21 protein-coding genes are annotated in these 25208 nt (G+C 41.4%); 15 read left to right on the forward strand and 6 right to left on the reverse strand.

From position 1 onward, the window contains the following. From MKY93_RS03595 to deoC, 12 genes are all read left to right on the forward strand, one after another. Positions 1–1839 (forward strand): diol dehydratase reactivase subunit alpha, encoded by a 1839-nt coding sequence (locus MKY93_RS03595; RefSeq protein ID WP_340758275.1) that lies wholly within the window; start codon positions 1–3, stop codon positions 1837–1839. Further along, the gene (locus MKY93_RS03600; protein WP_340758276.1) at positions 1836–2177 is read left to right on the forward strand and encodes a glycerol dehydratase reactivase beta/small subunit family protein; all 342 of its coding nucleotides are present in this window, start codon (positions 1836–1838) and stop codon (positions 2175–2177) included. Before MKY93_RS03595 ends, MKY93_RS03600 begins: the two co-directional genes overlap by 4 nt. After that, positions 2149–2544, forward strand: coding sequence for a GlcG/HbpS family heme-binding protein (locus MKY93_RS03605; protein ID WP_340758277.1), 396 nt, complete (start codon positions 2149–2151; stop codon positions 2542–2544). The genes MKY93_RS03600 and MKY93_RS03605 overlap by 29 nt, the downstream gene beginning before the upstream one ends. A gap of 133 nt (positions 2545–2677) precedes the next feature. After that, positions 2678–3436 carry a response regulator transcription factor gene (locus MKY93_RS03610; RefSeq protein ID WP_340760899.1) on the forward strand — a complete coding sequence of 253 codons (759 nt, stop codon included), beginning with the start codon at positions 2678–2680 and terminating at the stop codon, positions 3434–3436. A gap of 34 nt (positions 3437–3470) precedes the next feature. Beyond that, on the forward strand, positions 3471–4679 hold the full coding sequence (locus MKY93_RS03615) for a sensor histidine kinase (RefSeq protein WP_340758278.1): 1209 nt from the start codon (positions 3471–3473) through the stop codon (positions 4677–4679). Positions 4680–5349: 670 nt separating this feature from the next. Continuing rightward, positions 5350–6393 (forward strand): LacI family DNA-binding transcriptional regulator, encoded by a 1044-nt coding sequence (locus MKY93_RS03620; RefSeq protein WP_340758279.1) that lies wholly within the window; start codon positions 5350–5352, stop codon positions 6391–6393. Between the two features lie 5 nt (positions 6394–6398). Further along, positions 6399–6797 carry a D-ribose pyranase gene (rbsD, locus tag MKY93_RS03625; protein ID WP_340758280.1) on the forward strand — a complete coding sequence of 133 codons (399 nt, stop codon included), beginning with the start codon at positions 6399–6401 and terminating at the stop codon, positions 6795–6797. Between the two features lie 19 nt (positions 6798–6816). Then, a complete protein-coding gene (locus MKY93_RS03630; protein ID WP_340758281.1) occupies positions 6817–8313 on the forward strand; it encodes a sugar ABC transporter ATP-binding protein in 1497 nt (498 codons plus the stop codon). Continuing rightward, the gene (locus MKY93_RS03635; RefSeq protein WP_340758282.1) at positions 8306–9298 is read left to right on the forward strand and encodes an ABC transporter permease; all 993 of its coding nucleotides are present in this window, start codon (positions 8306–8308) and stop codon (positions 9296–9298) included. The genes MKY93_RS03630 and MKY93_RS03635 overlap by 8 nt, the downstream gene beginning before the upstream one ends. Before the next feature lie 12 nt (positions 9299–9310). Next, positions 9311–10270: a substrate-binding domain-containing protein gene (locus MKY93_RS03640; protein WP_340758283.1), complete on the forward strand. Its 960-nt coding sequence runs from the start codon at positions 9311–9313 to the stop codon at positions 10268–10270. A gap of 15 nt (positions 10271–10285) precedes the next feature. Then, positions 10286–11233 (forward strand): ribokinase, encoded by a 948-nt coding sequence (rbsK, locus tag MKY93_RS03645; RefSeq protein ID WP_078817111.1) that lies wholly within the window; start codon positions 10286–10288, stop codon positions 11231–11233. Further along, positions 11217–11891, forward strand: a complete 675-nt coding sequence (gene deoC / locus MKY93_RS03650) for a deoxyribose-phosphate aldolase (RefSeq protein WP_221835476.1) — start codon at positions 11217–11219, stop codon at positions 11889–11891. Before rbsK ends, deoC begins: the two co-directional genes overlap by 17 nt. Before the next feature lie 570 nt (positions 11892–12461). Here deoC and MKY93_RS03655 read toward each other — a convergent pair. Then, complete coding sequence (locus tag MKY93_RS03655; protein ID WP_340758284.1) at positions 12462–13439, reverse strand: hypothetical protein; 978 nt, start codon at positions 13437–13439, stop codon at positions 12462–12464. A gap of 255 nt (positions 13440–13694) precedes the next feature. Here MKY93_RS03655 and MKY93_RS03660 point away from each other — a divergent pair, with 255 nt between their 5' ends. From MKY93_RS03660 to MKY93_RS03670, 3 genes are read left to right on the forward strand one after another with little or no spacing between them, the layout of a single operon-like run. Beyond that, positions 13695–14837: an iron-containing alcohol dehydrogenase gene (locus MKY93_RS03660; protein ID WP_340758285.1), complete on the forward strand. Its 1143-nt coding sequence runs from the start codon at positions 13695–13697 to the stop codon at positions 14835–14837. An 8-nt stretch (positions 14838–14845) separates the two neighbouring features. Further along, entirely contained in the window at positions 14846–16480 is a 1635-nt protein-coding gene (locus MKY93_RS03665) for an ATP-binding protein (RefSeq protein ID WP_340758286.1), read from the forward strand. Continuing rightward, the gene (locus MKY93_RS03670; protein WP_340758287.1) at positions 16464–17909 is read left to right on the forward strand and encodes a sigma-54-dependent transcriptional regulator; all 1446 of its coding nucleotides are present in this window, start codon (positions 16464–16466) and stop codon (positions 17907–17909) included. The genes MKY93_RS03665 and MKY93_RS03670 overlap by 17 nt, the downstream gene beginning before the upstream one ends. Before the next feature lie 101 nt (positions 17910–18010). Here the strand turns inward: MKY93_RS03670 and adhP are convergent, their stop codons facing one another. The 5 genes from adhP to MKY93_RS03695 form a co-directional block, all read right to left on the reverse strand. Beyond that, complete coding sequence (gene adhP / locus MKY93_RS03675) at positions 18011–19024, reverse strand: alcohol dehydrogenase AdhP (RefSeq protein WP_340760900.1); 1014 nt, start codon at positions 19022–19024, stop codon at positions 18011–18013. Between the two features lie 305 nt (positions 19025–19329). After that, the gene (locus tag MKY93_RS03680) at positions 19330–20484 is read right to left on the reverse strand and encodes an iron-containing alcohol dehydrogenase (RefSeq protein ID WP_078817140.1); all 1155 of its coding nucleotides are present in this window, start codon (positions 20482–20484) and stop codon (positions 19330–19332) included. Between the two features lie 41 nt (positions 20485–20525). Continuing rightward, complete coding sequence (locus MKY93_RS03685; protein WP_340758288.1) at positions 20526–21986, reverse strand: CoA-acylating methylmalonate-semialdehyde dehydrogenase; 1461 nt, start codon at positions 21984–21986, stop codon at positions 20526–20528. Between the two features lie 19 nt (positions 21987–22005). Continuing rightward, entirely contained in the window at positions 22006–23181 is a 1176-nt protein-coding gene (locus MKY93_RS03690) for an iron-containing alcohol dehydrogenase (protein WP_340758289.1), read from the reverse strand. A gap of 127 nt (positions 23182–23308) precedes the next feature. Beyond that, complete coding sequence (locus tag MKY93_RS03695) at positions 23309–25042, reverse strand: sigma 54-interacting transcriptional regulator (RefSeq protein WP_340758290.1); 1734 nt, start codon at positions 25040–25042, stop codon at positions 23309–23311. Positions 25043–25208: the final 166 nt, after the last annotated feature.

Genomic DNA, 25208 nt, shown 5'->3' on the forward strand with positions numbered 1-25208 from the left:
ATGAGCAGGCAACTGATCGCAGGAGTAGATATTGGGAATTCATCAACAGAGGTAGCGATTGTAGAAGTATGCGGAAATGAGGCCGTATTTTTAACTCAGCATCTTGTCCCGACGACTGGGATTAAAGGAACGGTTACTAATATTAAAGGAATCAAATCATGTCTGCAGCTAGCTATGTCAAAAATTAATCGAACTATTTCTGAGATTAATATAGTTCGAATCAATGATGCAGTACCAGTTATTGGCGATCTCGCCATGGACGTCATCAGTGAGACGATCATTACGGAATCTTCTATGATCGGTCATAATCCGGATACGCCTGGGGGAGAAGGAATTGGGATTGGTCAAACCATTTTGATCGAGCAATTGCTGCAACATGCCGAGGAAAATAAACCCTATATTGTAGTAGTGTCAAAGAAATTCGATTATGAATGGGTAGCCTATCAGTTTAATAAATTTGAAAGACAAGGGATCCAGATCAAAGGAGTCATCGTACAGAAGGATGACGGGGTTTTAATCCACAATCGCCTGCAAATGAAAGTGCCTATCGTAGATGAAGTGGCCATGATTGATAAAGTGCCGATAGGAAAAAAGGCAGCAATTGAAGTGGCGCCTCCTGGACATGTCATTCGGATGCTCAGCAACCCTTATGGACTCTCTACTGCATTTGATTTAACCCCCGAAGAAACGAAACAAGTAGCGCCTGTTGCCAAATCATTGGTCGGAAATCGTTCAGCCGTCGTGATACGGACACCGGCGGGGCAGATCGCAGAGCGGAAAATTGAATCGGGAAGCATCACAATGATCGGTAATAGGATGAGTATGAAAGTTGACGTCAATGACGGTGCAGATGAAATTATGGGATCCTATAAAAAAATAGGTGTGTTGAACGATGTGCAAGGTGAACAGGGAACGAATGCGGGTGCGATGTTAAATGGTTTGCGCCAAGATCTGGCGGAAGTAACGGATCAAAATATGCATGAAATCCGTATTACAGATTTACTTGCAGTAGATACAAAGATTCCTTCTTCTATTCGCGGAGCACTGGCGGGTGAAATCACTATGGAAAGCGGAGTGGGACTCGCTTCGATGGTGCAGACTAAAAAGACATCCATTCAAACCGTATCTTCATTATTGGAGAAAGAGCTTGGAGTGTTAGTTGAAGTAGGCGGAATTGAAGCAGAAATGGCGATAGCCGGAGCGCTGACAACGCCAGGAACGGAAAAGCCAATCGTCATCTTGGACATGGGCGGCGGTTCAACGGATGCAGCGACGAATGATGAAAATGGAATGATTCAAACGGTTCACCTGGCAGGAGCTGGAGATATGGTGACTCTGTTGATCAATACGGAGCTATCGCTTCATGATCTTGAGCTGGCAGAGAAAATAAAGAAATATCCTCTTGGAAAACTACAAAGTCTCTATCATATGCAATTGGAAGATGGGACGTACTTGTTTTCCGAGGAATCTCATCCACCTGAAGCATTTGGAAAAGTGGTTATTCGAGAGGAGAAAGGTATCACTCCTTTGCCGATCCGCCATTCGCTGGAAAAGATTCGTACGATCCGACGAGAGGCTAAACGAAAAGTATTTGTTACGAACGCCATTCGTGCACTAGAGCAGGTACTCCCTACCCACAATATTAGACACATCTCTTTTGTAGTGATGTTAGGTGGATCCGCGTTGGATTTTGAAATTCCGGAAATGATCAATAATGAGTTATCTAAATATGGCATTGTCGCAGGATTCGCAAACATTAGAGGAACAGAGGGACCTAGGAATGCGGTGGCAACGGGGCTGGTTTTATCTACTTTGAAAAGGCGTGATGATAGGATATGAAACACACCACAGTATACATCCCCGTCTTCTTATCGGAATCAGTAGACCAACTGCTTGTCAAAGAAGTATGTGCAGGGCTTGAGGAAGAAGGAGTTCCATTTGCATGTAAACAAATTTCAGATGAAGGATTCAGCTTTACTTCTTTGCAAGTCAGCATTTTAATCCGAAATGAACATGACATATCCATCTTTCATGAAAAACTACCTAATCGTCCCTATTTAATAGAAAGAAAACAAAACGGCAGGAGAGCAGGACAAAATACTGCCCGATTAGTAAAAGGCCTGCCATTATTTCTTGAGGAGGAGTATGATGACAGAACTGAATTTAGAGATAGCTAAAAAAATGATTGAACAGGCTGAAGAAAAAGCTAAAGAAATTAAGATTCCTATGGTGATTACCATTGTAGATGGCGGTGGGAATTTATTGGCATGTCATCGAATGGACCAATCCTTATTAGCTAGTATTGATATTTCACAAAATAAAGCATGGACTGCCGTTGCGTTACAAATGCCAACTTCCCAATTGTATGATGCAGTACAGCCTGGCGGAGAACTTTTTGGAATTAACACTACGAATAATGGAAAGATTGTAGTGTTTGGAGGTGGAATTCCTATAAAGAGTGGTGATCGAATTATCGGAGGCATAGGCGTCAGCGGAGGTTCAGTCGCTGAGGATACTGAGGTTGCAGAAGCTGGTCTTGTATAATCAACTTAATATATTTCCTTAACCCTCCTGTTGGTTTACATGAAATAGACTGGAGGGTTTCTTGAATTGTCTGAATTCATAATATAGTCTATAATGGAAGGAGCTAAATAGTTCGAGTAAGGAGGAGAGATCGATAAAATTATTAGTTGTCGACGATGAACCCCTTGAAAGAGAAGTTTTGCTCGATATTGTAAAAAAAAGTAATCTTGGTTTTATTGAATGTTTGGAAGCTAAGAATGGTTTACTGGCCGTAGATATTGCAAGTACTACTCTTATTGATGTCCTGTTAATAGATATCAAGATGCCTAAAATGGATGGTCTTACTGCCGCTAAGCTCATTAAGAAAATAAATCCGGAGATTAAAATCATATTTCTAACTGCATTTAATGAGTTCGACTATGCATTGCAAACCATTAAGATCGGTGTAGAAGACTATTTATTAAAACCAGTTCGTCCAGAAGAGTTGGTGGGGTCTTTGACAAAAGTTGTAGAAAGTACAGATATACAAGAAATAGAAACTCCATCTACTGAAGTTATTGAACAGTTGATCACTTATATAAAAGGTCATTTAGAGGATAAGCTGACACTGAATGAACTTTCACAGCTCGTTCATCTTCATCCACAATATCTTAGTCGCTTATTCAAACAAAAAATGGATCGATCGCTTACCGAATATATTACATCTACACGTCTAGAGAAGTCGAAGGAATTGTTGCTTGATTCTCAATATACGATCACGGAGATTAGCCGACTTTGCGGGTTTTCTGACTCTAATTATTTCACTAGAGTTTTTAGGAAACAAGAAGGAATTCCGCCCAGCCACTATCGGAAAAATGAGCAGTTACTGAAAAAAGAACGAGTGAAAAAGACATATATTCATAGCATTATATAGAGCGTCAGAACTGACTCAGAAAAAGGTGGTATATATGATAAAGAGCTTACGAGAATTTGTCGATATAGACCAATTGCAAAAACTGCAAGAGCAATTTGCTGAAGCGATGGGGGTGGCAGTATTAATTTGTGATGCACAAGGAGAGCCGGTGACCAAGCCGAGTCAGTTCACTGCCTTTTGTAAATATATTCGCTCATGTAGCGAAGGACAAAAGCGGTGTATACTGTCTGACGATAAAGTGGGCAAGTTGGCAGCAGAGAGCAAACGACCGGTTATTCACCGTTGCCATACGGGCCTTGTGGATTTTGCTGCGCCTATCATACTGCGCGACGAATATTTAGGTTCGATTCTTTGTGGACAAGTTCTTATAGAAGATGAGGAATTAGAGGAATTGCCAAAAATAGAGATGAACTTGGCGGATTTGCCATTAGATCAAGAGATGCTGCAGAAATTCTTCGATCAATTAGATCGAAAAAACAAAAGCCGAGTCCAGTCAATTGCCGAACTGCTATTCGTTACCGCCAACTACATAGTGAAGTTGGGCGATGCCCATTTAACAGCACAAGAATTATCGCTGAATAATATAAAGCTGTTGGAAGAGTTACAGCACCGCTCTGAATTGGAGAAAATGCTAAAGGATACTCAATTAAAAGTACTCCAATCTCAAGTTAATCCGCACTTTCTTTTTAATACATTGAATACGATTTCACGGTTAGCCTATACGGAAAACGCAAAACAAACCGAGGCTGTAACGTATTCATTAGGGAAAATCTTACGTTACAGCCTGCGCAATATAGATCAGCTTATTCCGCTAAAGGAAGAAATTGAACACCTCGAATATTATCTTTCCATCCAACAAACACGCTACCGTGATCAAATTAAGATTGTAATAAACATAGAAGATCATCTGTTAGATTATAAAATTCCGATATTTACTTTGCAGCCAATCGTTGAAAACTCAATTGTTCATGGATTTGAAAGCACTGGCGATGCTATAACAATAATTGTAGAAGCTTACACAGAGAAAGAAAAAATCATTATCAATGTAATAGATGACGGCGTGGGGATTGAAGAAAATTCCACGAGTATTCCACTATCCAAAGGAAAAGGTCACACCACAAGAATCGGTTTAAATAATGTAGATAAAAGAATCAAACATGCCTTCGGTTCACAATGGGGGATTGCCAGACTGGAACAACTTTCTCAAGTGGGGACTTTTGTTCAGTTGCATATGCCTGGTTAGTGAGCTTTATTATCTTCTTTCTGTGATAGAAAGCTGAATAACTAAAAAATATCCGATTGTTCACCACTCTTTTCGAGATCTTGTTGAGTAGGATGAAGCCCTCTATCGAACGATCGGTTAGGGGCTCCTCGCATATGCATGTCTTTCAACCACTTAAATTGTGTGATGTTTATATTTTCAAAATGTCAGAGAAGAGACTGTTTAAACTCTTAAGTAAGAGGATTGTGAGGAATTGAATACAATTATTTTCATAGAGACATCTTTCTTGGATACTGATATTAATTTGGACGCTAATCATCGTATCAGAAAAGGTGTCCTTTTTTCTATGTTTATATCATTAATATTAGGATAATCAGCAAATGTAATTTAGTAATTACTTATGAAAGGTTCCGTGGGATAAAGTCTTAATGAGGCTTTCTTAAACTTAACTGTTAGAGAAAATTAAGAATCCTATAGGATAACTTTGAAATAATTACGGTGATTTTTTCAAAGTTATTTAAATTTAATATAGTATTGTGAATATTTTAAATGAATGTTAAGATATAAATCAATGAATCTAAACGTTTACATTTTAATATACTAAACGTTGAAAAGTCATCGGAAATCTATAAAAAAATGTTTTAAAAAATCTAAACGTTTACATATAGAGAGTTTTTGGAGGTATTTGTTTATGCGTACTGAGTCAAAACCAACTATTCAAGATGTGGCAAAGCATGCGAGTGTGTCTATTGCAACAGTTTCTAGAGTTATCAATAATCAGGGCGGTGTACGGGCAGAAACAGAAAAAAGGATTGTACACGCGATCAAGGAGCTGGGCTATGTCCGAAACGCGGTTGCCCGAAGTATGAAAAAGAAAGAAACGAAAATGATTGGAATTATAATTCCTGATATTAATAACCCGTTTTTCCCTCTCGTTGTATCCGGGATTGAACAGCAAGCTAGAAAAAAAGGCTATTACACGATGTTGAGTAACACAAGTGAATCACCGATTGTTGAAAGTGAGATTATTAATATTTTAGTGGAGCGGGGAGTCGATGGGGTAGTCATCACAACAGCAGATGAATATGGAAAACAGTTTCAAATTTTACAAGAACAAGGTATTCCGGTTGTGGCACTAGATAGAAGGATCAATGAATATAATTTTGATTCTGTTCTAATTGACAATATTGATGGAGCCTATCAAGCTACCAAGCAATTAATCCTGCAAGGGCACCAAGATATTGCTATTATTTGCGGACCGCATAGCACGACACCGGGACGAGATCGCTTTGCAGGTTACTTGAAAGCGCTTTCGGATTATGAGATTCCACTCAATGATCAATTTGTCGTACAAGGTAGCTTTTCTGAAGAAGGGGGTTATTCTGCTACACGTACTCTAAATGAATTAGAAGTTAGGCCGACTGCCATTTTCTCTTCAAACAATTTAATGTCTATTGGTTGCATAAAAGCGTTACAAGATCTGGAATGGAGGCTTGGAGAAGAGGTAGCATTTATAGGTTTTGATGATATAGAAATTGCGACTTTTACTAAACCAAAACTATCTGTTGTTTCCAGACCTATGAATGCATTAGGGGAGTTGGCATTTCAATTGTTACATGAGCGAATTCTTGCAAATGAAGTCTTTTCGCCCCGGAATTACTTATTGTCACCAGAATTAAAAATTAGAGAATCTTGCCGTATAGGAAATATACGGCTGAATCATAAAAGGAGCTGATCATCATGAGAAAAGGATCAATTTTACACCCAACTTTGAATCAATTGCTCACAGAGACAGGTCATACCGATACGATTGTTGTAACAGACGCAGGTCTGCCGATTCCGGTGGGTATTCCACATCGGATTGATTTGGCATTAAAAGAAGGAGTTCCAAGATTTCTTGATGTTCTTGACACAGTGGTAGAGGATTTATTAGTAGAAGGAATTATCTTAGCGGAAGAGATAAAAACTAGTAGTCCGGAGATGAATGAAGCGATTCTGAAGCGATTTCCTAACGTGCCGGTTGAATATGTTCCCCATATTAGATTCAAAGAAAAAACGGCGCATGTTCGAGGTGCCATACGGTCTGGAGAGTTTACATCTTACGCAAATATAATCTTGGTTGCGGGCGTTGCTTACTAAGGGCCAAGGAGGTGCGCATATGGAGCAGGCAGTTTTAGAAATGGTCGGAATTTCAAAAGAATTTCCTGGAGTGAAAGCATTAGACGGAGTATCTATTCATGTGAAGCGTTCAGAAATTTTAGCATTACTTGGTGAAAATGGAGCAGGCAAGTCGACGTTGATGAAAGTATTAGCCGGCGTTCATCAGCCGAGCAGCGGTCAAATTAAGATTAATGGAAAGGAAGTATCAATCCATGGACCAAAACACTCTCAGGAGTTGGGTATTAGTATCATCTATCAGGAGTTTAATTTAGTACCGCATATGAGTGTAGCCGAAAATATCTTTTTGGGTAGAGAACCCAGATTAATTACCGGGGTAATAGACAGAAGACGTTTGCGGGATGAGACGAGACAATGGCTGGAGAAGGTTGGGCTAACAGCATTATCTCCTGATACTCTGTTGGCTAATCTGTCCATTGCAGAGCAGCAGCTAGTGGAAATTGCCAAGGCACTTTCATTTGAATCGAATATTATTATTATGGACGAGCCGACGGCAACTTTGAATGAAGAAGAAACAGAGAAGTTACTAAATATTATGAGAGATTTAAAAAAGCAAGGGTTTGGTGTCATCTTTATTACCCACCGATTAGAGGAAGTGGAAGAGGTAGCGGATCGAATTTCTGTCCTGCGTGATGGTAAGTACATTGGAAGTGAATCCATTAAAAATATTACTAGGCATCAAATGGTCACAATGATGGTTGGTCGGGAATTAACGGACTTATTCCCTAAGCTTCAAGGACCATACGGGGAGTCCGCGTTAACGGTAGAGCGCTTGTCTGTAAAGGGATACTTACATGATATCAATTTCACTATAAAAAAAGGAGAAATTCTTGGGATAGCCGGTTTAATGGGTTCTGGGAAAACTCCCCTTTCGAAAGCACTGTTTGGTCTTTATCCTCACAAAGAGGGAACTATAAAGGTTGGTGGAAAGACAGTTAATACACCGCGCGAAGCAATCGATGCGGGAATTGCACTTGTTACCGATGACCGAAAAGATGAAGGCTTGGTCTTAGGAATGTCCGTTTATGAAAACTTGCTGCTCCCTTCTTATCGAAGAATTTCGTTTTTTGGTGTTTTGCATAAACGTAATAAAGAAAAAATTGTTGATCGATGGATTAAAGCCTTAAATATTAAAGTGCATCATTCCTCTGTAGAAGTTGGCACGCTTAGCGGCGGAAACCAGCAAAAGGTAGTGCTTGGAAAATGGCTGCAAATGGATCCTGACGTTTTAATTTTAAATGAACCGACAAGGGGTATTGATATTGGGGCAAAAGCAGAGATATATCAAATCATGAAAGAGCTTGCAGAACAAGGAATTGCGATTGTTTTAATATCCTCTGATATGCCGGAGTTACTAGGGTTAAGCCATCGCATATTGGTTATGAGTGAAGGTACTATTACAGCTGAATTGGACAAGGAACATTTTGATCAGGAAACGATATTCCAATATGCAGCAGGAGGCGAATTACATGTCTAATGATGTAACAGTCAGTAAACAGGAAAAAAGACAAAGTTTAAATAAAATAGACTGGCTTAGTTTTCTGGAAAAATATCGGGTTGTACTAATTTTTTTCCTACTTTGTATTGTGGCAGGTTTTCTATCTGACGCGTTTTTCACGACAAGCAATATTATGAACGTTTTAAGACAGGTGTCTATTATTGCAATTATTGCTACCGGAATGACGTTGGTTATTTTAATAGCTGGAATCGATTTATCAGTCGGTGCAGTGATGGCCTTTTCCGGAGCAATATTGGCCGGTGTATTAACTGCAGGATTGCCTTTATGGGTCGCTATCCTTGCTTCTACAGTTGTCGGCTTGTTGTTCGGTTTAGTTAACGGGGTCATTGTCTCGAATTTCGGGGTTCCATCTTTCATTGCCACGCTCGCTATTATGGTAATCGCTAGGGGAATGACCCTTGTCTATACAAAAGGTTATCCGCTTGTTGTTAGCAATGAAGCATTTCGCTTTATCGGAAGTGGACGAATTTTTGGAATCCCAGTGCCGATTATTATTATGTTTGTAATTATTGGCCTGATGTTTTGGATATTGAGATACACAAGTTTTGGAAGATATATTTACGCGATAGGGGGTAATGAAGAAGCAGCTATATTAGCTGGTATCAGGGTTCGATCCATAAAAGTTGCAGTATTCGGTATTGCGGGTTTTCTATCAGCTATCTCTGCCATTATTTATACATCTAGACTCATGTCGGCTCAACCGACAGCCGGTACAGGAATAGAATTGGATGCAATTGCCGCCGTTATCATCGGAGGTACAAGCTTAGCGGGCGGGAAAGGAGGAGTCGTTGGGACGTTAATCGGGGCCTTGATTATGGGGGTGCTTGATAACTTATTAAATCTAATGAACGTCTCGCCATTTTATCAGAATATCGCAAAGGGGCTTGTTATCTTAATTGCTGTTTTAATAGACAGTAGATTCTCTAAATTAAAACGATCATAAGGAGAGAAAAGGATGAAAAAATTAATAAGTATGCTTGCTGTTTTATTGACACTAGCGCTGTTGGTTGGCTGCAGTATGGACGATGAAGCCTCAGGTAAATCGGAAAAAGAAAAAGGTCCAAATGACAAGTTAAAAGTCGGTCTTTCTATGAATACGTTGAACAATCCATTTTTTGTAGCTGTAAAAGAAGGCGCAGAAGCACAAGCGAAAGAACAAGATATTGATATTGTCGTGACAGACGCACAAAACGACCCAGGAAAACAGCTTGCTGACGTGGAAAACTTGCTTCAACAAAATATTGATATTCTTATTATTGATCCAGCTGATAGCGATGCGATTGCACAGGCGGTTAAGAAAGCCAACGATTCAGATATCCCTGTCTTTACAGTCGATCGCCAATCAAACGGTGGAGATGTAGCAACTCATATCGGATTCGATGCAATTAAGTCTGGAAATATTGCGGGCAATTACATGAGTGAGACATTGGGCGGCAAAGGTAATATTGTTGAGATTCAAGGAATTCTTGGTACAAATGTGGGACAACTTCGGAGTGAAGGATTTAACCAAATCGTAGAAGAAAATCCTGACTTTAAAGTCATTGCTCGTCAATCAGCCAATTTTGACAGAGGAGAAGCGATGAAAGTGATGGAAGATATTTTACAAGCGAATAAAGAAATTGATGGAGTCTACGCTGCAAATGATGAAATGGCGTTAGGAGCATTAGCAGCAATTGAAGCAGCTGGCCGCGTAGATGAAATTGTCTTAATTGGCTGTGACGCTATTGATCCATCAATGGATGCAATTCGCGCGGGCAAGATGAATGCAACGATCGCAGAACCGCCTTTCTTCTTAGGGAAAGAAGCTATAGATACAGCTATCAAAATTTCTGACGGCGAAGATGTGGAGAAGGAAGTAATCTTAGATTCTAACTTAGTAACAGCAGACAACGTAGATCAGATCAAAACTAAATAAAAATTAGGTGAGAATATGGCAAATGTAATCGTAATAGGAAGCTATGTTACAGATTTAATGACACTGACTCCGCATTTACCGAAGCCTGGTGAAACCGTATTAGGTGGACCGTTTCAAATGGGACCTGGCGGTAAAGGGGCAAACCAAGCGACCGCGGCGGCACGTAGCGGATCACACGTAACGTATATGACCAAATTGGGAACTGACATATTTGGAGAGCAGGCATTGCAATATTTTAAAAACGAAGGTATGAATGTTGATTACATTAAACAGGACCCAACTGAAATAACAGGGACTGCACAAATCATTGTAGATCAACACAGTGAGAACAGCATTGCGGTTGCACTAGGGGCTTGCGGAAAAATCACAAAAGAAGATGTATACGCAACTGAAGAGAAGTTTAAAGGATCAGATATTGCCTTAGTTCAATTCGAAACGAGTATGGAAGCAATTCAAACAACGATCGAGCTTGCTTCTAAGCACCATGTGCCGTTAATTTTAAATCCAGCGCCTTACAGAGATTTTCCGAAAGAACTATTGACCAAAGTTTCTTATATTACCCCTAATGAAATCGAAGCTTCTGAGCTCAGTGGGATTAAGGTGATAGATGAATTATCCGCTAGAAAAGCTGCAGAGAGAATATATGAAATGGGGATTCCTCATATTATTATTACAATGGGGAAACAAGGTGTCTATCTCTATACAGGTGAGGGAACAGGTGAATTAATTCCGGCTTTTTCAGTCCATGCCATAGACACAACAGGAGCCGGGGACGCCTTCAGTGGTGGCCTCGCTCATAGCTTGGCAGCAGGCAAGGAATTGAAAGAATCCATTCGTTATGCAAATGCCGTAGCAGCACTTTGCGTCACGAAATTAGGAACAGCACCTGCTATGCCGCATAAAGAACAAGTAGAACATTTTTTAAAAGAAAGCGGTGAGGTCAAGAGTGACAGCTATTCATGAATATATCGATCATACGTTATTGAAGGCAGAGGCAACGAAAGAACAAATTGAGCAATTATGCAAAGAAGCATCAGAACATCATTTTGCTACTGTTTGTGTGAATCCTTTCTATGTTCCTATCTGTGTCGATCTATTAAAAGACACTGGAGTCAAGGTATGTACAGTAGTAGGCTTTCCACTAGGTGCTAATAAGCTTTCGATTAAGCGGCTTGAAGCAGAGCAGGCAATAGAAGATGGTGCGGAAGAAATTGATTACGTCCTAAATATTAGTGCAGTCAAAAACAAAGACTTTCTTTTTGTAAAAGAGGAAATGGAAGCACTTGCGAGATTAAAAGAGGAAAGACCTGATGTGGTCGTTAAATGCATATTTGAAGTATGTTATTTAACACCTGCCGAGATTGAAGAGTTATCTATCCTTGCGAAGGAGGTAGGGCTGGATTTTATTAAAACCTCAACAGGTTTTGGCTCTGGTGGTGCCACCTTGGAAGCTGTGCAGCTCATGGTTGAAAATTCCGGCGAACATGTACGTGTAAAGGCTTCTGGGGGTATCCGGACGCGAGATCAGTTTCAGAAATATAAGGAACTTGGAGTCTCCAGAGTGGGCACGAGCAATGGTATTGCTATAATATCGGGAACAGCGGGCGTGCAAAGTTATTAAAAGAGGAAACAGATTTCGTCAGGCGTGAAGAATTATAGCACGAACCTCTTAAATGGTTCGTGCTATTTTTGTGTGTGAATTGTGCGATCCACAGTCACCGATTTATACGTTGCCAATAACAGATAGACAGCGGCCGAACGCTTAATGCACATCCAGGCTATTCTGATCAGCAAACCGGCAAGCTTTTGATATCGTTGAAACGGATCAGAATTAACATCTAGATGCGGCTTCCTATGGGCAAACCCTAGCAGGAAAGTGGATGGTGGCCACTGCCCACTGCCGAGTATACCTGGGGATTTAAAAAGAGTAATGGATACTAATACTCTGAAAAAAGAATGACCCAAAAGTTGTCCTTTAATCGATCGATTAGATTATAGAACATTTTTTTAGTAAGCTTCTTTCTAAAGAGCTGACGAGTACGGAGGTCTCTATACAATTCAGCCCCTGCTCATACAATTGGTCTGTGAAGAAATTTAAATAATATTAGTGATTTGGCTGGCAGAAAGACGGTATTGAATCCGACTCTGCCAGCCAAATTCTGTTTGATCTCTTTATAGGTTCAAACGACTATCATTTTTTACTTTTAACAATCAACTTACGTTTTTGTCTCCGTTTCCAAAGAAGATACAGAAGTATGCTTAGGAGGATTACCAAAATTAGCGAAACCGTTATGATGGTAACTGTGTCAGCCGCCAAGATGAAAAAAATATCTTGTGGATCAATTTCTTTTGCAAATACTTGGTATGGGTTCTCCGTGTTATAAATGATTGGCATTTCTTCCTGATACTTATGGTAGGTATGCCATGTTACTCCTTTGGCGATAAATATGCTGTCTTGGTTATCTGGTTTATACATCAAGGAAAGATAGTATTCGTGATCCCCGTGTAGAGAGGAATTCCAGTCCACATCGCGGTCGATAATGAGCGCCGTCGTTTCCGCGTGATGGGTGCCGAAAAACTTTTCATAGCCGTTTTCCCATACGTTTTTCCATTCTGTCAGCGAGAAGAGAAGAATAATCCCGACAATCCCAAAAAAGATGAAAGAGAAAAGAAGATTGCCAGTCTTATTTATAAATGATTGTTTACCAATTTGCCTGACAAACTGTTGAATCGTATTAATTTTCATTAACCAATACACTAGATAGCCTACTGGATACAGACTAAAGAATGTCAATAATAGATAGAACCAGCGCTCTTCTTCCTTCAACATTTCTCCCGTATAAAACTTTCCATCAGCCGAATACCCAGCAATATTGTCTCCAACTTCCACTTGCTCAAATAATTCCTGGTCAATTCTGATGATCGATGAATTGTATTTTGTAGGCACACTGCTTTCAGGCAAGGCTGCCAATTGTACTGAAAAATGCGGACCTTGCAACAGATCAAGAACTACGTATTTCCGAAAGATTTGTTTTTCCGTCGGATGTTGACTCGCCTCTTCCATGAACTCCTGATGCTCTTGCCAATTTCCATAGTTTACGATAATCAAAAATATAAATGCCGCAAACGCTATAAACTTAAGTCCGTGTTGTTCCCATTTTTGCTTCATCTCTGTCTCCTTTCATTAAGAAAAGTATAACGAGTGCTAGACGCTAGCACAAATATATATATGAGCACCGCAACAGTGCATTTAAGGTAACAGGCCCACACAATTCATTCATTAAAATTGGGATACCAGTCATGATGGACAGAGTTTCGTTAACTTAATGGTAGGATCCAGCTCTTGGCAGGATTACAATAGTTAACTTCTAGAAAATGATGTTATAATAGATAGAATAGTAAAACAAATAAGAGGTGTTTCAATATGTTCAAATTCGTTATGCCGGAAGTCATTTTTGGAAGCGGTTCCATCAAACAAGTCGGTGAAAGTTGTGTACGCCTCGGTGCTCGCAACGTGCTGATCGTGACAGATCAGGGAGTAATTGATGCGGGCTGGTTGAAGAGTGTTGAAGAAAGTTGTCAGGAAGCGGGGCTCGCTTTCGTACTTTTTTCTAATATCAGTGTGAACCCCAAAGAGACAGAAGCCGAAATGTGTGCAAAAGTTTATCGTGACAATGAATGCGATGCGTTCATCGGAGTCGGTGGCGGCAGTGCCATAGATATTGCAAAGGCGGCAGCCATACTGGTGACGAATGGTGGACAAGTCCGCGATTATGAAGGGGTAGACCGCATCACAAAACCACTTCCTCCATTAGTTATGGTGTCGACAACAGCTGGCTCAGGTTCCGAAGTATCTCAATTTTCTGTCATCGTGGATAGCGAACGGCATATAAAAATGACCATCGTTTCAAAGTCTTTAGTGCCGGATATCGCGATTATCGATCCCGATGTACTGGCGACAAAAAGTGCTCGTCTTACCGCTTCCACTGGGCTTGATGTGTTGACACATGCTATTGAATCATTCGTCAGCATTGCCGCTACACCGCTAACCGATGTTCATGCGAAAAATGCCATCATGTTGTCCTCGCAATTTCTCAGACCATCTGTTGCATCACGGTATAACATGGAAGCAAAAGAAAAGATGGCGATGGCAAGTCTTCACGCCGGACTCGCTTTTTCCAACGCAATCCTCGGCGCTGCACATGCGATGGCGCATACTATAGGCGGCCGTTATCTTTTTTTACACGGTGATATCAATGCTGTTCTGCTTCCTCATGTTATGGAGTTTAATGCGTTGGCTGCACCGGAAAAATTCAGGACGATTGCTGAGTTGATGGGTGAAAATGTGAGTTCACTTTGTGTATCGGAGGCCTGTGAAAAAGCGGTCAGTCATGTAAGAAAACTTGCGGTTGATATAGGTGCGCCGCTTACATTATCAGAAATGGGTTTTGAAGAATCAGCCATTCCTGTCATTAGCGAAATAGCGCTTCTGGATGCTTGTATGATTACCAACCCTCGTGATATTTCAGCTGATGAAGTGGCGTTCCTTCTGCGGCAGGCGTTGTAGGTGCTACGATGAAAAGACACGAAATGATTGATTTATTGACAGGGGTACAGTCATCCAAACACAATTATTATTCCGAGCTGAAGTCCACTGTGGACCAACTGAAAAAGAAAAACAGCCAACTTGAAATGATCAATGAAGTGATGAGGAGTTTTACAATTAATTTCTCGGTAGAGAATATGTTGGAAAATACATTTGCCAAATTAAAAACTGTATATCCGATTGATCTTCTCAGTGTCGCGCTTGTAGCAGATACTAAAATCATTCGGTCCTATATTTATCCGGAACATGTCATCTCTCAGGGGGAAAATACACTTTTTCGAGGTGAAGACTCCTTAGACCAGAATTTCTTTACAACAGGAGACTACTCGGTTTATCACAAAAATGAACATGCTTCTTTCTTTGAAGAAAAAGGAATCCAGCATCTTGCATTAGCTTCTATGCATCTTTTTCCATTAAAGAGCAACGGCAAAATGATTGGAGTTCTGTCGTTTGCAAGCCGATCATATTTTCAGTGCGATGAAGATGACCTTTCTTTCTTTTTTCATTTTGCAGACCAAATAGCGGTTTGCATGGAAAATGCGCGGCTTTATGGTGAGGTTCTTGCTGGAAAACAGCGATGGGAAGAGACCTTCCGAGCCGTGTCTGACACGATTTTAATCATAGCTCCTGACGGCACCATCTTATCGAGAAATGATGCGGCGCGAATGGATTGGTCGCTTGGCATCGGCGAGAATATCAGTGAATTCATGGAACAAGCAACCGGGTCTGCGGAAAACCCTTTTCAACTGACGATTCAAACAAAAAAACCGCAATCTGCCGAACTGCATCATGATAATAAAATTTATGATAGTTCATGCTATCCGCTTTTGGGACTGGATGACTCCATTGATGCAGTCATTGTCTATCGTAAAGACGTAACAGAAAAGCGCAGGATGGAAATGCAACTCATGCATTCCGGACAGCTGGCGGCAATTGGAGAGATGGCTGCCGGGGTTGCACACGAACTGAACAATCCGCTGACCGCAATCATTGGAAACACGCAACTTCTGCTTCGGACCCAATCTGCTAATGAACAAATGAAGCCATTGCTAGAAGACATCGATCAGTGCGGGAAAAGATGCCGTACGATTATCCGCAGTCTGCTTGTGTTTTCGCGTCAGGAGATTCCAACCTTTAAACCCTGTTCTTTAAATGATGCTGTCAATGAAGCGCTCAGTCTGACCCGCAGGCAAATTGAACAAAACCATATTTCAATTGACGTGGTGCTTGCTCCTGATCTACCGTACGTAAACGGTAACTCACAACAGCTGGTTCAAGTCGCTGTCAACTTGCTGATGAATGCAAAAGATGCGCTGACAATGACATCTGCAGAGGAAAAAAAGATTTTAATTCGGACGGAGTTATTGGAAGGCTCGGCAGTTTTATCAATTACAGATAACGGGGTAGGTATCGCGAAGGAAGTGCTTGATGACATCTTTCATCCCTTTTTCACAACGAAGGATGCAGACAGTGGGACGGGTCTCGGATTATCCGTCAGCTTCGGAATTTCGCAAGCTCATGGTGGAATTTTATCTGCCAGATCAGAAGAGAGCAGTGGGACAACATTTTCTCTTGCACTTCCATTAAATGAAGAAAGGCAGTGAAATCTTGGAACATATTTTAATTGTGGAAGATGAAATCGAACTTGGCCGATTTTTATCACGTCTCATTGAATTAAAAGGTTTCCGGACAACACATGTGAAAAGTGGAAAGGAATTTGACAAAATTACGGACTTCTCGCTGTTTACACTTGCGTTTATCGATGTCCGTCTTCCGGATCGAAATGGCATAGACGTATTGAAGGCAATGAAAATGCAAGCTACGCATTGCCCGTGTGTAGTTATGACCGGATACAGCACGGTCAAAATCGCTGTAGATGCTATAAAACATGGGGCGGCCGATTTTATAGAAAAACCTTTTGAAGATATTAATTTAATCGACCAATTGATCGACCGACTTCTTGCAAATCCACAATTTGACGTCGGAGAAGAAGCTGAATTCAAGAGGATCGCTATGGAATTGGGTTGTTTCCTTGGGACTAGTCGCTCGATGCATCAGTTGTATGAGCTTGCCTATAAAATTGCGCCTAAGCAAGTTACAGTTTTAATAGAGGGCGAAACAGGAACCGGTAAAGAAGTGCTTACAAAGTTCATCCACGCAGCAAGCCGACGTTCTGCCGGGTCGCTGCTAAATATTAACTGCGGTGCCCTTTCCGAAACAATCTTGGAAAGTGAATTATTCGGTCACGTGAAAGGTGCATTCACTGGTGCCATGACAGACCGGGCCGGATATTTTGAGGCTGCTTCATCAGGTACTCTTTTTCTTGATGAGATCGCTGAAGCCTCCTTATCGACACAAGTAAAACTGTTACGAGTTCTCGAAACGGGCGAGTTCATCAAAATTGGCGGAACGAAAACGGAGCGTACTTCTGCCCGAATCATTGCTGCATCTCATGTCAACCTTGATGAAGCTGTACAACGCGGCGCCTTTAGAGAAGATTTATTATTCCGGCTGGATGTTGTTAAACTGAACATTCCTCCGCTCCGTGAACGTAGGGAAGATATCCCGTTATTAATCGACTTATTCATCGAGCAATCTGGTGAAACAATCACTTTTTCTCCAGACGCATTAGAACTGCTGCAACAACACGATTGGCCGGGAAATATGCGTGAACTATCCAACCTGATCCGCAGAACAGCTGCTATCGTAAAAGAAGGGGCTATCATCACACCAGACTTACTGCCAGATCGGATCATAGGAAAAACGAAATCTTTTCCGATTGCCGCTTCGGTTGAACCAGTCCGTTTCCCCGACGAGTGGAATGACTTTTCAAAAAAAGTAATGAATATTTATAATGGGTCAGAACAACAGTCTCTTGACGATGTTCTGTCTCTTATGAAAACGATGGAAAAACGAACGGCAACTGCACTTATAAAAAAATCGCTCCACGAAACGGCCGGAAATCGTAAAGAAACAGCCCAAAAGCTTGGCGTAACTACAAGAAAGCTCCGTTATTATTTGAATGAAACATGAAAAAGAGGGGGATTCTTCTAGTCCTATATTGACTTAGAGAATCCCCCTATTTAATTAGCTTATTTTTAGTTATCTACTTATAGTAAGAAAGAGCGTTTCGATCAATCAAATGTTAAAACGATTCTTCCATTAATTTTACCTTTTTCCATTTTATCTAGAATCGAATTGACATTGGAAAGCGGAGCAGTTTCAATCTGTGCTTTTACTTTGCCGCGTGCAGCAAAATCAAGCGCTTCTTTCATATCAATACGAGTACCGACGATGGAACCTTTTACAGTAACTCCATTTAAAACTGTGTTAAAAATCGGAATTGGGAGTTCATCATGCGGCAGTCCGACTACAACGAGTGAGCCTCCGCGTTTGACAGAATGATATGCTTGTTCGAATGCAACTTTCGTCACAGCGACACTGATAGCTGCCTGGACACCGCCAACTTGTGATTGAATCGCTTCAGCTGGATCCTCTTTTTTACCATTTACCGTTACATCGGCTCCTAGTTTCTTAGCGAGTTCCAGTTTTTCATCCGCAATATCGACCGCTACAACGTTGAAGCCCATCGCCTTTGCGTATTGCAGTGCGACATGCCCAAGTCCTCCGATTCCATAAATCGCTACCCAATCACCAGGCTTTGCACCGGATACTTTCAACGCTTTATAAGTTGTCACTCCTGCACAGAGGATCGGCGCTGCATCGACAGAACTTAGACTTTCAGGAATTTTGGCCACGTAATCCGCTGCTGCCAGACAATATTCTGCATATGCGCCATCAACGGAATAACCGCCATTCTCCTGATTGTGGCAAAGCGTCTCCTGTCCTTTCAGGCAATAGTCGCATTCCCCGCATGCGGAATACAGCCAAGGAATCCCGACACGATCTCCAACTTTAACAGCTGTCACGCCCGGTCCGATTTTCTCCACGACGCCAACACCTTCATGCCCAGGGATGAGTGGAAGTTTCGGTTTAACAGGCCAATCACCATTGACTGCATGTAAATCAGTATGGCACACACCACAAGCTTCAATTTTTACAAGCGCCTGACCAGGTCCCGGTTTCGGTTTTGGTACATCCTGAAGTTCCAACTCTTGTTGGAATTCGCTTACAATTGCTGCTTTCATAAGTGTTTCTGAATTTTTTTCTTGTTCTTTTCCACTAACGACTGGTGCCTTCATAAATGATTCCTCCCTTTTTGTACTCATCTTCTTATAGTGCAAGATGCGTGCCAACTTGGAAAACTGGTAATTATCGTGTTTTTTGAATAGGACAACCGATAAGACGGCAGATGGAGCCGGTTTTTCGGCTAAGGTGGACAGGAAAACGGCTGGAGGAGGGGAATCATGAAATTTAACTAGACGGAAAAAAAGGTTATTGCAGAAAGTCGATGTAACCGACTATCCACAATAACCTCTATAGCCAGACTGTTTCAGTAGGCTGCTTTAAAAATACCGATAATATCTTTTTCGGTGCCTTGAATCGGGTTGCTTCCGGCGTTTCCGTCTTCTAGAGCAAGTCTCGCCATTAATTCGAAGTCTGATGACTTCACACCGAGTACTTGAAGATTGCTTGGAATATTGACGTCTTTCGATAGGTTTTTGATAGCTTCTATTGCTTTAAATGCGGCATCCCGTTTTGAGATTCCTTCGATGTTTTCTCCCATGAATTCCGCGATGTTTGCGAACTTTTCCAGGTCTGAAATCATGTTGTATTCCAGTACATGCGGCAGCAAGACAGCGTTTGCTATGCCGTGTGGAATATCGTATAGACCGCCTAATTGGTGTGCCATGGCATGGACGTAGCCTAATCCTGCATTATTGAACGCCATGCCGGCGAGCAGGGAGGCGTTTGTCATATTGTCCCGGGCAATCATATTGCGTCCATTGGCTACTGCCTGTCTTAAGTTGTCGGAAATAAGTTTTATGGCTTGAATGGCCATAGAGTCCGTGACGGCATTAGCTCCAAGCGATATATACGATTCAATTGCGTGGGTTAAAGCATCCATTCCGGTTGCTGCTGTTAAGCTTGCTGGTTTATCAATCATTAGCTCAGGGTCGTTTATAGATACGAGTGGTGTATTTCTCCAGCTCACAATAACATATTTTATTTTCTTTTCAACATTCGTGATGACGCAATGGCGTGTAACTTCACTGCCTGTTCCTGCGGTTGTATTGACACAGACAATAGGGGGCAGTGGATGTTGCAGTTTTTCGATACCTGCATAGTTTTCATATAAATCGCCGTCATGCGTTGCGGCAATACCTATCCCTTTTCCGCAGTCATGTGCACTGCCTCCGCCCACTGTGATAATCAGATCGCATTCTTTTTCTTGGTACTCTTTCAAACCGTCGTAAATATTATAATCTTTAGGATTTGGTTCTACTCCGTCAAAATAGGCGACATTGATTCCGACCTTATTCAATGAGTTGACGACTTTGGTAACAGGTCCATTTTCCAGTCCTTTTAGAAATTTATCTGTTACAATTAAAGCCTTTTTACCGCCCAGTATTTCACAGCGTTCACCAACTACCTCAACTGAACCATTTCCGAAAAAGTTTACGGTCGGTGCGAAAAAGTCATACATGTTACGTCCTCCTTTAGTTGTTTTTTAGTATAGTACTTCTCTTATTCCCAACGCCCAGTCATGACTTTCTTCCGTGTATAGAAGTTCACACCATCTTTCCCGTTGGTGTGCAGGTCGCCGTAAAACGAATCCTTCCAACCTGAGAAAGGGAAGAAAGCCATCGGCGCCGGTACACCGATATTTACTCCGAGCATTCCGGCATCAATATTTTCGCGGAATGTACGGACATGACCACCGTCTCTAGTGAAAATACAAGCGCCGTTAGCAAACATGGATTGGTTTGATAATTCAATTGCTTCATCCAAGTTTTTCACTCGGCTAATCGATAGGACAGGTGCGAATATTTCGTCTTGCCAAATTTTCATCTCACTCGTCACATGATCAAAAATAGTCGGTCCGACAAAATAGCCTTTTTCCTGAGCTGTGTTGTCTAGACGACCGTCATGAATCAATGTAGCACCTTCTTGTTCGCCAGTCGCAATGTACTGTTCCGTACGTTCTTTATGCGTATCTCGGATGACGGGACCCAGAAATATGCCTTCATCTAACCCATTTCCAATTGTCAGTTCATTTGCCCGATTGAGTAATGTTTCAACAAATTCTTCCGCGATTTCGTCTTCAACCGCAACTACCGAACACGCCATGCAACGTTCGCCTGCTGAGCCGAATGCTGCATTGATAATTTGATTAGCGGCGTTTTCCAGGTTGGCGTCTTTAAGAACGATGGAGTGGTTTTTCGCCCCAGCTAGAGCTTGAACACGCTTCAGATTATCGGTCCCTCGCTTATAAACATATTCAGCAACAGGCTGTGACCCGACAAACGAAATGGCTGCAATCTTTTTATGGTCCAAGATTCCATTCACCACGTCATGTGCCCCGTGGACGATATTAAATACACCTTTTGGTAAGCCAGCTTCCTCCAGCAGTTCAGCCAATCGGTTTGCCAACAGCGGCGTACGTTCAGAGGGCTTCAATACAAATGTATTCCCCATGGCAATCGCCATCGGAAACATCCAGCATGGAACCATCATCGGGAAGTTGAACGGAGTGATGCCGCCGACGACACCGACCGGATAGCGGTAAGTACCTGATTCCAGACCTGAAGCGATGGATGGTAAATTGTCACCCATCATCAACGTAGGAGCGCCTGCTGCAAATTCTACACATTCAATTCCACGGAGCACTTCGCCATGTGCTTCTGTAAAATTCTTACCATTTTCAACTGTTATGATCCGAGCGAGCTCATCCCAATGATCCACCAGCAGTTGCTGATACTTGAAAAGAATTCGAGCACGGCGCGGCACAGGAACTTCTTTCCATGTAACAAATGCTTCGCTGGCAACTTGGACTGCAGAATCTAAATCCTCTTTTGTGGAAATCGGAACATTAGCGATGACTTCACCTGTCGCAGGGTTGTAGACCTCTTCTGTTTGATCAGTTGTAGCCGATACCCATTCACCGTTAATATAGTTTTTTAGTGTCTCAATTTTTGTTATTGTCATCTTTATGACCTCCTATTTATTAAAACTGGTAGTCGTAGCAAACGTGGTAAAGACTCGCGATATTTTCTTCAGTCGGCACTTTTGGATTATTGCCGGGACTTCCACTATCCATAGCGTCTTTTGACATTTTGTTGATAGCGCTTACAAATCCATCTCGAGGAATTCCCCATCTTTCTAGGTTAGGAATGTTCAATGAATTGCATAAATCTTTGACAGACTGAACGGCAAATTCGGCAGCAACTTCGTTTGTGAATTGCTTGGCATTGGGTGAAAATATTCTTCCGATGTCTGCAAGTCTATCAATACATGAATCCTTGCTATACTCTAATATGGCAGGCAAAAGCATCGCATTTGAAAAGCCATGTGGTACATCAAATAGTGCCCCGATTGGTCTAGACATGCCATGTACCAGGCATACAGAAGCATTTGAAAATGCGCTTCCTGCCTGCAATGCAGCGAGGGACATACCTGCTCTTGCTTCAAGATTTTGTCCTTCCATGTAAGCTTTGTAGAGATTTTCGGAAATTAGTTTGATAGCCGATAGGGCCATCATATCTGTCATTGGATGAGCCTTTTTAGAGATATATGCTTCGATCGCATGACTCAGTGCGTCTACTCCCGTGGCGGCTGTTACATTCTGTGGTGAGGAGAGAGTTAATAAAGGATCAACAATCGCAACATTTGGCATAAAGGCAGGCTGTTTAATCATCATTTTTACTTGAGTAGTTGAATTTGTAATGACAGTAACATCTGTTGCTTCTGAACCTGTTCCAGCAGTTGTTGGAATTGCAATATGAGGTATGGGTGTTTGGTCGGCTATTTTTTGCTGTCCCATATAATCTCCGATATACCCTCCGTTGGCAGCCAGTACCGCGACCGCTTTCCCAGTATCGATACAACTTCCGCCTCCTAATGAAATAATGAGGTCGCATTGTTGATGTTGAAAAAGTTGTAGCGAGTTCTCTACATATTGATCTGTAGGCTCTGAAGCCACCCCGAGAAAAACAATACTGTCGACGGAGTTACTGGATAAATATTTTTGGCAATCTTCAATATAACCTAGTTTTTCCATCACATGGTCGCTGATGATTAACGCTTTTTTACCATGTAAGGAAGCTTTTTCACCAACTTGCTTAAAAGAATCTTGTAGATAAAGTATAGTCGGTGGCATTTGAAAAGTTTTACTAGTTCCCATTGCTTCAACTCCTTTTTGTTCTATAACTCTGTTAGTACCTTCAGTGAATTCAAAACAGGTAATAAAAAAGTGTAGCTGATTAGCTACACTTTTTATTGATGACTTGAGTGTAGCACTGAGGCTACACTTAAGTCAAGATGTTAAATTTTCTTAATTTTTTATACAAAGTTGTTCTATGGATGCCCAGTAACTCTGCAGTACGTGACTTATTCCCATCCGTTTGATCCAATAAGTCTAAAATAATTCTTTTTTCCTCTGAATCTTGTTTTTCTCTCATGCTTTCTAATGTGGCAACGCTTTGCTCGTTCAAGATGCTTTGTGGCAAGTCGGTCTGCTCGATGATTTCGGAAGGAACTCTCTTAACCAAGTCCTCTATGACGTCGATTAATTCCTCAATGTTACCGATCCAATGGTGGTTCATTAAATAGGTTACGGCAGATGGTGAAAAGGATTTTTCCGGAATTTTATACGCAAAACAAATTTCACGCATGAAGTGTGACAATAAGAAAGGGATATCCTCTTTTCTTTCGTGAAGTGGCGGAATGATGAGTTGTAATGGATTTAATTGTGCATACAACTCCGAACTGAAATCATTCGTTTCTGCCAGTTCACTTAAATTCCGTGTAGATGAGATGATTAGCTGAATGGGGAGGTCCACTGGTTTTTTTCGCAGGACATTTAGCAATTTCTTTTGAATAGCTATAGGCAGGAAGTCGATATCCTGCAAGTAGAGCGTACCTTTTCTATCCCCTGAAAGTATGCCAGGCTCTCCATCTGGATTCCCAAAAAGCTGATCTTCTATTATGTGTGGTTCCTCATTCTTGCATGAAATGCAGATGAATGACTCCGCATTCCGTGGGCTTAGGTGATGAATACTTTCCGCAAATGCTTTTTTTCCGGTTCCATGTTCTCCATTCAATAATACAACGACTTCTGTACGCGCAGCTGTCCGTGCTTTTCGTTTCAAATTAGAAATAGCTTCACTCGAGCCGATGATTTGATCGAAACTCGAGAGATTATCTTGGGAGGAAGGGGGTGATTCAGTATCCGACATGATCTTCTGAAGCTGCAGCCGTTCGTATATACGATAAATATCCGAAACGCCTTCAAAGATTAGCATACCGATTGCAGCTACCACTTTGCCATTCTTCCAAATAGGAATTCGGTGCACTACCATGTCTTGGCCTTGTATATTCTGAAGGACCCCACGTTCTGGGATTCCTTTTTGAACCGTTTCATGCAGATTAGTGTTTTCGATCACGTCTATGACATGCCTGCCAATCGCTTCTGTTCTTGGAACTCCAGTAAATTTACTATAAGCTGCATTAAATTCAATGATTATCCCATTTTCATCTACAACCGCCACACCTTCGTACGCTTTTTCCAAGATGACATCTAAAACGTCGGAAACTTTATCGTTCTTCACATAGCTCTCCATCAAAGCGGCAATCCCACTAAAGATTTCCTTGTATGTGATGAGGCCCGTCAGCACTCCGTGTTGATCCGTAATCAAAAATACATCCGCAGGGAGGGGAGCCAGATCGCTTAAAAGTGTGTTCTCTTCTATTTGTGCAACTTGCAGAGTAGGGAAGGTCTCAAGTAAATCATCGCCTTCATCGCCGTTAACGAAAGCTTCCATCACATCTTTAGGAGTCACGACGCCATATGGTTTATGATGCGGATCCACTATGGGAAGAAAGTCTAACTTAAGTTCTTTCATTACTTTCGCCGCTTCAAGTAAGGTCTTATTGGATTGAATAAAGGCTGGAGTTTCGACCATCCAATTCTGGACAGACATCCACTTCCTATCGTTTTCAAACTGAATAAGAATATCAACAAAAGATTCATCAAATTTATGCATAAGAGCCTCCGTTACCGATCAATTTTAAGTCTTCATCCACCCATTATAACGCATCCCTATGACAGTTGGTATCACGCCCTGTTACTGTTGAATCTTGTTGTCCATTGGTTGAAAAAACGTTATCAGGGTGACTTCATTTATATATTTAATTAGTTGCCATAGCGAT

This window comes from Sporosarcina sp. FSL W7-1283 (assembly GCF_038003105.1).
Classification (GTDB): domain Bacteria; phylum Bacillota; class Bacilli; order Bacillales_A; family Planococcaceae; genus Sporosarcina; species Sporosarcina newyorkensis.

Excerpts from the sequence above, each read along its gene's own strand:
- MKY93_RS03595 (WP_340758275.1), top strand. The coding sequence starts at position 1 with ATGAGCAGGCAACTGATCGCAGGAGTAGATATTGGGAATTCATCAACA.
- MKY93_RS03600 (WP_340758276.1), top strand. The coding sequence starts at position 1,836 with ATGAAACACACCACAGTATACATCCCCGTCTTCTTATCGGAATCAGTA.
- MKY93_RS03605 (WP_340758277.1), top strand. The coding sequence starts at position 2,149 with ATGACAGAACTGAATTTAGAGATAGCTAAAAAAATGATTGAACAGGCT.
- MKY93_RS03615 (WP_340758278.1), top strand. The coding sequence starts at position 3,471 with ATGATAAAGAGCTTACGAGAATTTGTCGATATAGACCAATTGCAAAAA.
- MKY93_RS03620 (WP_340758279.1), top strand. The coding sequence starts at position 5,350 with ATGCGTACTGAGTCAAAACCAACTATTCAAGATGTGGCAAAGCATGCG.
- rbsD (WP_340758280.1), top strand. The coding sequence starts at position 6,399 with ATGAGAAAAGGATCAATTTTACACCCAACTTTGAATCAATTGCTCACA.
- MKY93_RS03630 (WP_340758281.1), top strand. The coding sequence starts at position 6,817 with ATGGAGCAGGCAGTTTTAGAAATGGTCGGAATTTCAAAAGAATTTCCT.
- MKY93_RS03635 (WP_340758282.1), top strand. The coding sequence starts at position 8,306 with ATGTCTAATGATGTAACAGTCAGTAAACAGGAAAAAAGACAAAGTTTA.
- MKY93_RS03640 (WP_340758283.1), top strand. The coding sequence starts at position 9,311 with ATGAAAAAATTAATAAGTATGCTTGCTGTTTTATTGACACTAGCGCTG.
- rbsK (WP_078817111.1), top strand. The coding sequence starts at position 10,286 with ATGGCAAATGTAATCGTAATAGGAAGCTATGTTACAGATTTAATGACA.
- MKY93_RS03655 (WP_340758284.1), bottom strand. The coding sequence starts at position 13,439 with ATGAAGCAAAAATGGGAACAACACGGACTTAAGTTTATAGCGTTTGCG.
- MKY93_RS03660 (WP_340758285.1), top strand. The coding sequence starts at position 13,695 with ATGTTCAAATTCGTTATGCCGGAAGTCATTTTTGGAAGCGGTTCCATC.
- MKY93_RS03665 (WP_340758286.1), top strand. The coding sequence starts at position 14,846 with ATGAAAAGACACGAAATGATTGATTTATTGACAGGGGTACAGTCATCC.
- MKY93_RS03670 (WP_340758287.1), top strand. The coding sequence starts at position 16,464 with ATGAAGAAAGGCAGTGAAATCTTGGAACATATTTTAATTGTGGAAGAT.
- adhP (WP_340760900.1), bottom strand. The coding sequence starts at position 19,024 with ATGAAAGCAGCAATTGTAAGCGAATTCCAACAAGAGTTGGAACTTCAG.
- MKY93_RS03680 (WP_078817140.1), bottom strand. The coding sequence starts at position 20,484 with ATGTATGACTTTTTCGCACCGACCGTAAACTTTTTCGGAAATGGTTCA.
- MKY93_RS03685 (WP_340758288.1), bottom strand. The coding sequence starts at position 21,986 with ATGACAATAACAAAAATTGAGACACTAAAAAACTATATTAACGGTGAA.
- MKY93_RS03690 (WP_340758289.1), bottom strand. The coding sequence starts at position 23,181 with ATGGGAACTAGTAAAACTTTTCAAATGCCACCGACTATACTTTATCTA.
- MKY93_RS03695 (WP_340758290.1), bottom strand. The coding sequence starts at position 25,042 with ATGCATAAATTTGATGAATCTTTTGTTGATATTCTTATTCAGTTTGAA.